This window comes from Streptosporangium sp. NPDC002607, assembly GCF_053592655.1.
In genome coordinates, this window is sequence record NZ_JBSFWD010000008.1 from 255,223 (window position 1) to 266,932 (window position 11,710).

8 protein-coding genes are annotated in these 11,710 nt (G+C 71.0%); 3 read left to right on the forward strand and 5 right to left on the reverse strand.

Features of this window, described 5'->3' with window-relative positions:
* Nucleotides 1-644: 644 nt before the first annotated feature.
* Entirely contained in the window at nt 645-3,038 is a 2,394-nt protein-coding gene (locus ACWD3H_RS12675) for an ATP-binding protein (protein ID WP_355554288.1), read from the reverse strand.
* A 344-nt stretch (nt 3,039-3,382) separates the two neighbouring features.
* On the opposite strand from ACWD3H_RS12675, the gene ACWD3H_RS12680 reads away from it, so the two are divergent.
* Nucleotides 3,383-5,260: an ABC transporter ATP-binding protein gene (locus ACWD3H_RS12680; RefSeq protein ID WP_451955036.1), complete on the forward strand. Its 1,878-nt coding sequence runs from the start codon at nt 3,383-3,385 to the stop codon at nt 5,258-5,260.
* Nucleotides 5,261-5,342: 82 nt separating this feature from the next.
* On the opposite strand, the gene ACWD3H_RS12685 is transcribed toward ACWD3H_RS12680, so the two are convergent.
* Both ACWD3H_RS12685 and ACWD3H_RS12690 read right to left on the reverse strand, forming a co-directional pair.
* Entirely contained in the window at nt 5,343-6,809 is a 1,467-nt protein-coding gene (locus ACWD3H_RS12685; protein WP_451955037.1) for a peptidoglycan D,D-transpeptidase FtsI family protein, read from the reverse strand.
* Between the two features lie 187 nt (nt 6,810-6,996).
* Nucleotides 6,997-7,359, reverse strand: coding sequence for a MerR family transcriptional regulator (locus ACWD3H_RS12690; RefSeq protein ID WP_350912094.1), 363 nt, complete (start codon nt 7,357-7,359; stop codon nt 6,997-6,999).
* 101 nt (nt 7,360-7,460) lie between these two features.
* Between ACWD3H_RS12690 and ACWD3H_RS12695 the strand changes: the two genes are divergently transcribed.
* A complete protein-coding gene (locus ACWD3H_RS12695) occupies nt 7,461-8,399 on the forward strand; it encodes an aldo/keto reductase (protein WP_451955038.1) in 939 nt (312 codons plus the stop codon).
* A gap of 129 nt (nt 8,400-8,528) precedes the next feature.
* On the opposite strand, the gene ACWD3H_RS12700 is transcribed toward ACWD3H_RS12695, so the two are convergent.
* Nucleotides 8,529-9,185 (reverse strand): TetR/AcrR family transcriptional regulator, encoded by a 657-nt coding sequence (locus ACWD3H_RS12700; RefSeq protein ID WP_350912090.1) that lies wholly within the window; start codon nt 9,183-9,185, stop codon nt 8,529-8,531.
* A 68-nt stretch (nt 9,186-9,253) separates the two neighbouring features.
* Between ACWD3H_RS12700 and ACWD3H_RS12705 the strand changes: the two genes are divergently transcribed.
* On the forward strand, nt 9,254-10,555 hold the full coding sequence (locus ACWD3H_RS12705; RefSeq protein WP_451955068.1) for a GH1 family beta-glucosidase: 1,302 nt from the start codon (nt 9,254-9,256) through the stop codon (nt 10,553-10,555).
* Nucleotides 10,556-10,682: 127 nt separating this feature from the next.
* Here ACWD3H_RS12705 and ACWD3H_RS12710 read toward each other — a convergent pair whose 3' ends face one another.
* On the reverse strand, nt 10,683-11,495 hold the full coding sequence (locus ACWD3H_RS12710; RefSeq protein WP_451955039.1) for an aldo/keto reductase: 813 nt from the start codon (nt 11,493-11,495) through the stop codon (nt 10,683-10,685).
* Between the last annotated feature and the right edge of the window lie 215 nt (nt 11,496-11,710).

Here is an 11,710-nt window from a genome sequence, read left to right on the forward strand (position 1 = left end):
CCCCGCGCGAACACGGGCGCGCCCCGCCGCGTTCGGATGAACATGCCTCACCTGGTCATCGCGGAACACCCCGACCCCACCGAGGCACACCCGCACACCAAGCGAAAAACGAGCAGTGCTTCCCCCTCCCCGAAGGACGGGGCATCCGCCCCAGATGTCCAGTGATCCCCCCGAGCCGCAGTCCCCCGAATCAGGCCCCGAAAGCAGCGCCCCGAGCGGTCCCCCACAACGGAAGGCGGGCTCGAGCCCTGCGCGACTCGAGCCCGCTGCCGCGTGCGGCCCTTGGCTCCGGCCCCCACCCCTCCGAGGGGACCTCGCCGTCTACCGGGACACGCGACGACCGCGACGTGCTCGACCGAGACGCCCGGGATGGTGTGGACCCGCCGTTCCGGACCGGAACTGTGACCGGCACGGTGCGGAAGGCTGGACGTCATCGGTCGAACACCAGGAAAACGTACGGCGGGCGGCGGCCCCGGAACATACTCCGGACTAGGTATCCCGAGATGTATCTTCACGCCCGCACATGTGTAGCCAGGAGTGTGTAGAGCCCGAGCGGCCGACCCGGTGACCGCGGATTCTCGCCGGCTCCGGGCCGGCCACCCCGCAGCCGAGCCCACGACCGGTGACCGCTCCCGGCCCGCGTGTCAGGAACGATTCTGCTCGACGACCCAGGTGGCGACCTGCGTGCGTGAGGAGAAGCCGAGCTTGGCCAGGATGTTGGCGACGTGCCTGGCCGCGGTGGCGGGGCTGATCACCAGCTCGTCGGCGATGGCCCTGTTGCTCATTCCCCTGGCGATCAGTTCGGCGATCTCCGCCTCCCTGCAGGTGAGCGTGGTCAGCGGGGCGATGACCGGAGGCCTGCCGAGCAGCACCGGCGTCTCGCACGGCTCGTCGAGCTGAAGTGCGTAGCGGACCGCCTGCTCCTGGGACATCTCCTGGCCGTGCGCCCACAGCTGGGCGACCAGCGCGTCACCGAGGCGTACCCGGGCGGGCTGGAGCAGCTCCTCCATCCGTGCCCCGAACCCGGGCGGCAGCACGGCGCCGCTCATCGCGCTCCTGATCGCGGCGGAGGCGCCGGCCAGGCGGACCGCCCTGCGGTCGTCCTCCTCGGCGAGGGCGAGCTGGGCGAGCGTCTCGATCCGGCGGGCCACGCCGAGCCGCTGGCCGGTCCCGGTGCAGAGCCGCAGGCTCTCGATCAGCCTGGCCCGCGCGGTGACGAGGTCTCCCTGGGCCAGGGCGATCCGGCCAAGACCTGACAGGCAGGTGATGGACTGCCAGTGGGCGGTGATGTCCTGGAGCATGTCGAGGGCGCGCTCGTAGTGGGCGCGGGCCTCCGCCAGGTCGCCGCGGAGCCAGGCGACCTGGGCCAGACCGATGAGGGCCACCGGCGCCGCCCAGTGATTGTCCAGCTCGTGGGCGATGGCCAGCGCGGCCTCGAAGGAGCGCTGCGACTCCTTCGCCCTGCCCTCCGACAGTGCGAAAGTGCCCTCCATGGAGCGGATGACCGTCTCGTGCCACGGGTCGTCGACGGTGTGCACGGCCTCCAGCGCCTCGTCCAGCAGGGACCTGGCCCGCTCCGGGCGGCGCTGGTAGATCGCCACCCAGGCGAGGATGGCCAGCGCGCCGCTGAGCGGGCCGGGCAGGCCCGTCTCGCGGCACAGTTCGACCGCCGCGGTGCAGGCGATCTGCGCGGTGTCCGGGTCGCCCTGCCCGAAGGCCACCTGCCCGCGCAGCGCGAGGGCGTCGCCGCGCACGTACGGCGCCAGTTCCTCGGGGGCGGTGTCGAGCAGGCGGTCCAGCCACTTGTCGGTCGGAGTGAACCTCCCCCCGGCGATGATCGGCCAGCGGAGCAGCACCAGGAGGCGGAGCGCGCTCTCCGGGTCGCTCGCGGCCTCGACCGACCAGCGCACCGCCGCCCAGACGTTGGCCTGGAGCTCGTCCAGCATGACCAGCATCGGGCAGATCTCGGCCCAGGTGGGCCGGGGCCGCCGGACTATCGTCTGGTGGATCCGGGCGGCGAGCTCGATCATGTGGTCGCGGTGCAGCCGCCGGAACTCGGGTTCCTCTCCGGAGGCTTCGAGCTGCTCCGCGGCGTACTCGCGGATCGTCTCCAGCATGCGGTAGCGCGTCTCACCCGCGACCTCGGCGTCGGCCAGGACCAGCGACTTGTCGACCAGGTCGCAGAGCACCCCCAGAACGTCCTCGGCCCACAGGGCGTTGCCCGCGCAGACCTGCTCGGCCATGTCGAGCGTCCAGCCGCCGGTGAAGACCGCCAGCCGCCGCAGCAGGATCCGCTCGGGCTCGTTGAGCAACTGGTAGCTCCAGTCGACCGTCGCCCTGAGCGTCCGCTGCCTGGCCGGGGCCGTTCTGTCGCCCGCCGACAGCAGCCGGAACCGGTCCCGGATCCTGGCGTTGATCTGCTCCACGGTCAGCACCCTGCACAGGGCGGCGGCGAGTTCGATGGCGAGCGGCATCCCGTCGAGCGCCTCGCAGAGCCCGGCGATGTCCGCCGCGTTCTGCTCGGTCATGGCGAAGCCCCGCGAGGCGGCGGTGGCGCGGTCGACGAAGAGTCGCACCGCCTCGCTGGCGCCGACGTCGTGGCCCTCGCTCCTGGGCAGGCTGAGCGGCGGCACCCGCCACACGGTCTCCCCTGCCACCCGCAGGGGCTCGCGACTGGTCGTGAGCACGCGTACGTCCGGGCAGACGGTGAGCACGGCGCGGCAGAACCTGGCGGACTCCTCGATGAGCGACTCGCAGTTGTCCATGACCAGCAGCAGCCGCCGTTCGCCGAGCGCGTCGATCAGGGTGTCGGCCAGCGCGCGGGACGGCTCGGCCTTGACCCCGAGCACGGCGGCCACCCGGGGCTCGATCAGGTCACCCGGCACCGCGTCGGCCAGCTCGACCAGCCAGACACCGCCGGGGAACTCCTCCGCCAGCTGGGTCGCGACCCGGATCGCCAGCCTGCTCTTGCCGATGCCGCCCGCCCCGCAGAGGGTCACCACCCGGGCGACGCCCAGTAGGTCTGCGAGTTCTTCCACGTCGGCTTCACGCCCCACGAAGCCGTTGGGTTCGAGAGGCAGGTTGCCTCCGGTGAGGGAAGCGTGTGCGGTTTCCTGGGTCATCGGCTCTTAAAGAGGTCGCGGGTAGAACCGTCACAGAAAGTGTGACATCAATTACCGAACCATGCCCAGTCTTAGACCATTTCCGGCCCACAGATCATCCCGTCCCGGCATGTTCCGCCTCCCCGCCACCCGGCCGCGACCGCTCGCACCGTCTCGGAGCGGCGATCCGTCGCGGATCATGACAGTCCGCGCGCGAGGCGCAGCCGACCGTAACCGGCCATCCGATGGCCATCGCCGGTGCGGCGGCTCACACTGCTCGCATGGCAGACTCTCCCACCGATCCGGCCCCCGAGCTTGGCGAGCTCAGCCTCTCCGACTGGTACGCGCACACCGACAAGATGGCGAAGGTCGGTTTCCTGACCATCGCCCGCAGGCTTCCCGCGCTGGTGTCGCAGGCCGTCAGGCTGGCGTGGCTGGCCAGTCCCCGCGACACCGCCGTCGCGATCACTCTGAACCTGTTCGGCGGAGTGTTCACCGCGTTCGGGCTGCTCGCCACGACCGGGGTGCTGTCGGCGCTGTTCGAGGCGGGCCCGACTCCCGAGCGGGTGCGGGCCGCCCTGCCGAGCCTGATCCTGGTGGGCGTGGCCGCGGCCCTGCGTACCCTCACCCAGGCGGGCGCGGGCTGGGCTCAGTCGCGGTTAGAGCCCCAGGTCGGCCGGATCGCCGAGGAGCGCCTGTACGGGCTGACCAGCCAGGTCGGCCTGGCGGCCTTCGACGACCCCGACTTCCACGACACGCTCCAGCGGGCCAGGGCTCGCGGGGTGTCCATGGCGGACGAGGTGGTGGTCACGGCCATCAACGCGCTGACCGCGATCATCGGCATCGCCGCCGCGGCGGGCGTGCTGGGGGTGCTCCACCCGGTCCTGCTGCCGCTGCTGGTGCTGGCGGTGCTGCCCGACGCCTGGGCGGCGGTCCGCTCCGCGCGCATGCGCTACACCACCATGTACGCACTGATCCCCGCCCGCCGCCGAAAATGGATCATCGCGGAGCTGCTCGCGGAGCGCGAACCGGCCGCCGAGGTGCGCTCGTTCACCATGCGCGGCTTCCTGATGCGGATGTACGACGCGGTGGCCACCGCCGAGCAGACGGTCATGCTCGGCCTGGCCCGGCGGCAGGTGCTCGCGAAGGTCGTCGGCGAGGCGCTGGGCGGGGTCGGCACCGCCGTGGTCTACGTGGCCCTGGGCGTGCTGCTCGCGATGGGCGCGGTCCCCCTGGCGGTGGCGGGCACCGCCGTGCTGGCGATCCGCTCGGGCCAGACCTACCTGGCCAACCTGATGTTCGCCACGAACCGGCTCTACGAGGAGGGGCTGTACTTCACCGACTTCCTCGACTTCTGCGCGGAGGCGGAGCGCAGGCTGCCCGCCGGGCGGCCGGCGCGGGCGCCGGAGAGCTTCGAGCGGATCATCGCCGAGGACGTCGTCTTCGCCTATCCGGGTTCCACCGTCCCCGCGCTCCAGGGACTCACGATGCGCATCGACAGGGGCGAGGTGATCGCCCTCGTCGGGGAGAACGGCTCGGGCAAGACCACGCTGGCCAAACTCCTCTCCGGGCTGTACGAACCGGACGGCGGCCGGGTCAGCTGGGACGACACCGATCTGGCCGGGGTCGATCCCGACGAGCTGCGCCACCGCATCGCGGTCATCGCCCAGGACCACACCCGCTGGCCGCTGACCGCCCGCTACAACATCAGCATGGGCACCGACAAGGGGGAACCCGCGCTCGTCGCGGCGGCCGAGGTCGCGGGCGCCGACCAGGTGGTCGCCGAGCTGCCACACGGTTACAGCACGCTGCTCGACCGGCGTTTCAAGGACGGCCAGGAGCTGTCCGGCGGTCAGTGGCAGCGGATCGCGGTGGCCCGCGGCTTTCACAGGGATGCCCCGCTGCTGATCTGCGACGAGCCCACCGCGGCCCTGGACGCCCGTGCCGAGCACGCCCTGTTCGAACGCATCCGGCAGCACGCCGACGGGCGCACCGTCCTGCTGATCACCCACCGGCTGGCCAGCGTCCGCTACGCCGACCGGATCTATGTCCTGGACCACGGCAAGGTCGTCGAGCACGGCACCCACGACGAGCTCATGGGCCTCGACGGCCTGTACGCCGACCTCTACGGCCTCCAGGCCAGGGCCTACTCCACCTGACCACCCAGAAACGCCGCCATGACGGCTTTGGCGATAACGGTTCCGGCAACAGAGACCGCCACCCGTCCCCCGAACCCACCACCTACTCCGCCTGACCACCCAAAAACGCCGCCATGACGGCTTTTGCTATGGGAGCCGCCACCCGTCCTCCGGATCCGCCGCCCTCGACCAGGACCCCCACGGCGATCCGGGGGGAGACGGCCGGGGCGAAGCCGGTGAAGAGCGCGTGGGCCCTGCCCTTGGCGGCGTTCTCCGCGGTACCGGTCTTGCCGGCGACCTTCACCCCCCGGATGGCCGCGGCGGAACCGGTCCCCCCCTTCCCGGTGGCGGCGACCATCATCACGGTGAGCCGTTCGGCCTCCTCCGTGTCGAGCACCCGGCGGTACGCCGACGGCTCGGTCTCGTCGATCATCGTGCCGTCGGCGAGACGTACGTCCTTCACGAGGTGGGGGCGCATCAGCGAGCCGTCGTTGGCCACCGCCGCCGCGATCATCGCGATCATGAGCGGGGTGGCCCGGACGTCGAACTGGCCAAGCGCCGACATCGCGGTCTGCGCGTCGTCCAGCACGGGAGGGTAGACGCTCCTGGCCACCGGCATGGGGACCTCCAGATCGTCCGTGTCGAACCCGAACGCCTCGGCCTGCTCGCGCAGCGCGTCCTGGCCGAGGTCGACCCCGATCTTCGCGAAGGGGGTGTTGCACGAGAGCTTGAACGCCTGGAGCAGCGGCGGGTTTCCGTTGCCGCAGGTATCACCGCCGAAGTTGCGCAGGTAGGTGCTGGTGCCGGGGAGGCGCAGGGACGCCGGGGCGCTGACGTGGGTGCCGAGGCCGTACCGCCCGGAGTGCAGCGCCGCCGCGCCGGTGACGACCTTGAAGGTGGATCCCGGCGGGTAGTTCCGCTGGATCGTCCGGTTCAGCAGCGGGTTCGCGGGGTCACCCCGCAGCCGCTTGTCCACCCTGTCCAGCCTGGCCGCGTCGAAGCTCGCGTACAGGTTGGGATCGTACGAGGGCAGCGAGACCATGGCCAGGATCGCGCCGGTGCGGGGGTTGATCGCGACAACGGCGCCGGGCTTTCCGGTGGCGCGCAGCCCGTTGTAGGCGGCCCGCTGGGCGCCGCGATCGACGGTGAGCCGGAGCGTGGCGCCGCCGCGGGTGCCCCCGACCAGCCCGCGTACCCTCACCCGGGGGTCGCCTCCCGAGAGCAGGGCCTCCTCCGCCTGCTCGATGCCCGCGCCGCCGTGGAGCGAGAAGTGCCCGGTGATCGCCGCGTAGAGCGGGCCATCGGGATAGAACCGCTGATACCGGTAGGTGGCGCTCCTGGCCTTCCGGCTGGTCGCGATGACCGTGCCGTCGTGGAGCAGGATCTGCCCCCTGGGGCTGTGAAAACGAGCGATCATCGTCCGCTGGTTGCGCGGGTCCTCGTTGAGCCGCTCGGAGTCCAGCCCCTGGAGGTAGGTCACGTTGGCGAGGAGGGCGAACAGCATCCCGCCGCACATCAGGGCGACGTGCCGCAGCGGAATGTTGATCCGGCGTGCGCGCGGTGCGACCATGACCCCTCCCCGATACCGGTTTAACAGCCGGACCGAAAAGGGCACCTCGACCAGCGGCAAAGCCGCCGTACGGGTTCTAGCCGACCATAAGCCGCGATGGTCCACGGCCGTGGCCTCCGCCCGGGCCGATCGCCCGTGGTGTCGGATCGGCGACGGCCGCCGACCGGCAACGATGCGGCAAGCGGGGCTAGTCGACCACCGAGTGGTAGAAAGCGATCTTGTTTCGGATCGCCACCTGCCGCTCGCGCAGGTTGTCGACCTGCTCCTGCACCCGCCGGTCGTGGGCTTCGAGCAGCGCGATCCGCTCGCGCACCGTGTGGTCGCCCGCCCTGGTCATCTCGGCGAAGCGGAGCATCTCCGCGATCGGCATCCCGGTGTCGCGCAGGCAGCGGATCATGCCGAGCCAGCCGACGTCCTTCTCGGTGAACCTGCGCTGTCCGGCCGCGTTGCGGTCGATCGACTCAAGCAGCCCGATCCGCTCGTAGTAGCGGAGCGTGTCGAGGCTGAAGCCGGTCTCCTCCACCACCTGTCCCGGTGTGTACACACTCACCTGGGCAGCATGCCACCTGGAGCCCACTCCAGGTCAAGCCCAAAAATTTCTGGATGAACCCGCTTGACCTGGAGCCCACTCCAGCATTCAAGGTCGTCCCCATGACACACATCCCCCTCGCCCTGGGCACCATGTACTTCGGCACCCTCCTCGACGACAAGACCGCCTTCGCGATCCTCGACCGGTTCACCGAGGCCGGTGGCACCCTGCTGGACACCTCGAACAACTACGCGTTCTGGAAGGAGGGTGCCACCGGCGACGAGAGCGAGCTGGCCCTCGGCCGCTGGCTGGCCGCCCGGGGCAACCGCGACCGGGTGGTGCTGAGCACCAAGTGCGGCGCCCGGCCGACCGTCCCCGGTGACCGGACCCTGGACTTCGCCGAGGGCCTGTCGGCCGCGACGATCGCCGCCGCCGCCGAGGGCAGCCTGCGGCGGCTGGGCACCGACCACGTCGACGTGTACTGGGCCCACATCGAGGACCGCTCCACACCCCTGGAGGAGACCCTGGGCGCCTTCGCCGAGCTGGTCGGAGCGGGCAAGGTCCGTGAGATCGGCGCGAGCAACGTGCGGGCCTGGAGTCTGGAGCGCGCCCGCGCCATCTCTCGGGCCACCGGCCGGCCGCTCTACACCCATGTGCAGCTCCGCCACACCTACCTGCACCCCCGGTACGGGACGCGGCTGCCCGATTCAGGTCACGTCCTGGTCGAGGACGACATGCTCGACTACCTGCGCTCGGAGCCCGGTCTGACCCTGTGGGCGTACAACACGCTCATGGCCGGCTCCTACACCCGCGCGGACCGGCCGATGCAGGACGCCTACGACCACCCGGGCACCACGCGCGGGCTCGCCGCGCTACGGGAGATCGCGGACGAGCTGGGCGCGACGGTCAACCAGGTGGTGCTGGCCTGGCTGACCGGCGGTGACGTCACGACGGTCCCGCTCGTCGGGGTGAGCTCGGTGGCCCAGCTGGAGGAGGTCCTGGGCGCCCTGGACCTCAAGCTCGACGGCGAGCACCGCGCCCGCCTGGACGCCGCCCGCTGAAGGAGCATCGGGATCCCGCCCCCGGTCACGGAGACCCGGGGCCGGCCCGCGACCACGCCGTACCCTGCCGTGAAGGCCGGGTACGGCGCCTCCCCCGGCAGGAACGCCTGCCAACGCGGGCGCCCGGGGTCATTCCTGCGGCAGGTGCGCCGACAGGTAGCGGCGGACCAGGTGCTTGCACTCGGCGATCAGCTCGGGGTCCCCGTCCGGCAGGGAGCGGAAGGCGAGCTTGAGCACCGCGTCGGCGGCCTCGACCGCGACGAAGAGCGCCCGATCCAGCTCGGGGCCGATCGGGGCGCCGAGCAGTTCGACGGTGATCGTACGGAGCCGGTCGGCCACGATGACGTTGTTCTCCAGCGCGGCGTCGAGCATCCGGTTGGTCCCCTTGACCACGGGCCCGCCGGGTGCGGCGAGCACCTCCCCGAAGTCGACGACGGCGAATCCCGGCGTGGCCCGCTTCATCGCGACGAACTCGTCGATCGCGAGGTCGACCATCTCCGTCCAGTTGGAGAGCCGCACCTCCGCGAGCCTGGCCGTGATCCGGCCGAGGAACGCCTCCAGGTTGCGCAGCGCCAGCGCCCGTACCAGCCCCTGCTTGTCGGGGAAGAACTGGTAGAAGGTGCCGATCGGCACCTCCGCGCGGCGCGCGACCTCCTTGGTGGTCAGCGCCTCGTAGCCGACCTCGTCCAGCAGCCGCGCGCACTCGTCCAGCATGCGCTCGACCCGTTCCAGGCTGCGGCGCTGGGCAGGGCGGCGGCGAAGCGTTCCCCCGGAGACGTTCGTCATCCCCCCATCATCCCCCACGAGCAGGCCCGGGGGTTAACATGAGCCAGACTCATGCATTGGAGGCCGGAATGTTCCTGTGGGGTACGGCGACCGCGTCCTACCAGATCGAGGGCGCCGTCGCCGAGGACGGGCGGGGCGTCTCGATCTGGGATACCTTCACCCACGAGCCCGGCCGCGTCCGCGGCGGCGACACCGGTGACGTGGCCTGCGACCATTACCACCGCTGGGATGAGGACGTCGAGCTGATGTCCGGCCTCGGCGTGAACTCCTACCGCTTCTCCATCGCCTGGCCGCGCGTCCAGCCGGCCGGCAAGGGCGCGATCAACCAGGCCGGCCTGGACTTCTACGACCGGCTGACCGACGCGCTCCGCGAGCGGGACATCATCCCGGCGGCCACGCTGTTCCACTGGGACCTGCCCCAGCCCCTGGAGGACGAGGGCGGCTGGCTGAACCGCGACACCGCCTACCGCTTCGCCGAGTACGCCGCGGCGGTGGCCGACCGGCTCGCCGACCGGATCCCGATGTGGATCACCCTGAACGAGCCCTTCGTCCACATGGTCTTCGGCTACGCGCTGGGCGCCCACGCCCCCGGCAGGACCCTGGTCCTGGACGCGCTCCCCGCCGCCCACCACCAGTTGCTCGGGCACGGCCTGGCCGTGCGGGAGCTGCGGGCGCGCGGCGCGGAGCAGGTCCTGATCACCAACAACTGCACCCCGGTCTGGCCCGCCTCCGCCGACCCCGCCGACCTGGCCGCCGCCGACGCCTACGACACCCTGCACAACCGCCTGTTCAACGACCCGGTGCTGCTCGGTTCCTATCCCGACCTGTCGGCGTACGGGGTGAGCCTGGACTGTGTCCGGGACGGCGACCTGGATCTGATCGGCGCGCCCCTCGACGGCATCGGTATCAACTACTACAACCCCACCAGGATCGCCGCGCCCACCGATGAGGGCCTCCCCTTCTCCGACGCGGGCGTCACCGGCTACCCCACCACCGCCTTCGGCTGGCCCGTCGTCCCCGACGGCCTGCGCGAGCTGCTGGTCGGCCTCCGGGCCCGGTACGGCGACGCCCTCCCGCCGGTCTACATCACCGAGAACGGCTGCTCCCAGCCCGACGAGCCGGCCCCTGACGGAACGGTCGACGACCAGGCCAGGATCGACTTCCTCGACGGCCACATCGGGGCCGTCGAGCGGGCGCGGGCGGAGGGGGTGGACGTGCGCGGCTACTACGTCTGGTCCCTGCTGGACAACTTCGAGTGGGCCGAGGGCTACAGCCAGCGCTTCGGACTCGTCCACGTCGACTTCCCCACCGGGAGGCGCACCCCCAAGGCCTCCTACGCGTGGCTGCGCCGGCGGATCTCACAGAGCTGACGTCACGTCTTTCCCGCCCGGCGCCGCGTGCTCGGACGCCCGCGTACACCGGGAGCCGGCATCGCGCCCCCGACGCGGGGTCCGTGCCGTGGCGGTGCGGCTCACCGCCACGGCACGGACACCGCACTCAGCGGTTGAAGGTGTCCGGGTCGGGGCCGATGCGGGTGCCGGCGTCCAGCTTGGCGATCTCGGCGATGTCCTCGTCCGTGAGGGCGAAGTCGAAGACGTCGAGATTCTCCCTGATCCGCGACGACGTCACCGACTTGGGGATGACGACGTTGCCCAGATCGAGGTGCCAGCGCAGGACCACCTGGGCCGGGGTCTTGCCGTACTTCTCGGCGATGTCGACGATCACCGGGTCGACGAGCACCGCCCCCTGCGCCAGCGGGCTCCACGCCTCGGTGACGATGCCGTGCCTGGCGTGGAACTTGCGCAACCCGACCTGCTGCAGTGCCGGGTGGAGCTCGACCTGGTTGACCGCCGGGACGATGTCGCACTCCTCGATGAGGCGGAGCAGGTGGGCGGACTGAAAGTTGGACACCCCGATGGCGCGGACCCGGTCCTCGGTGTACAGCTTCTCCAGCGCCCTCCAGGTCTCGACATACAGGTCCCTGGCCGGGGTGGGCCAGTGGATGAGATAGAGGTCGAGCTGCTCCAGGCCCAGCCGCTCCATGCTCGCGTCGAAGGCGGCGAGGGCTGCGTCGTAGCCGTGGTCGCTGTTCCACAGCTTGGTGGTGACGAAGACCTCGTCACGCGGCAGCCCCGAGGCGGCCAGCGCCTCGCCCACCCCCCGCTCGTTGCCGTACAGCTTCGCGGTGTCGATGCTCCGGTAACCCGCCTCCAGCGCGGCGCTCACCACCTGGGCGGTCTCCGGCGGCGGCACCTGGTACACGCCGAAGCCGAGCCGAGGCATGGAGACCCCGTTGTTCAAAGTGATCATCAGTGGTTCTCTCCTTGAGCGGTCGCGAACAACCTGCTGGCCATCACGAACACAGATCTCCGCATTATCGGCAAACGCCGGTTATCTGAGCACGCCGCCACGGCGAACACCAGAACAGATCCCCTCCGACGGAGCGGAAAATCCGTTGCGAGCCGGCGAGAGGGGCCCGTAGCGTCCAGAGCCATGTGCATGTACTTCGCCAACCTTCTGGTCGG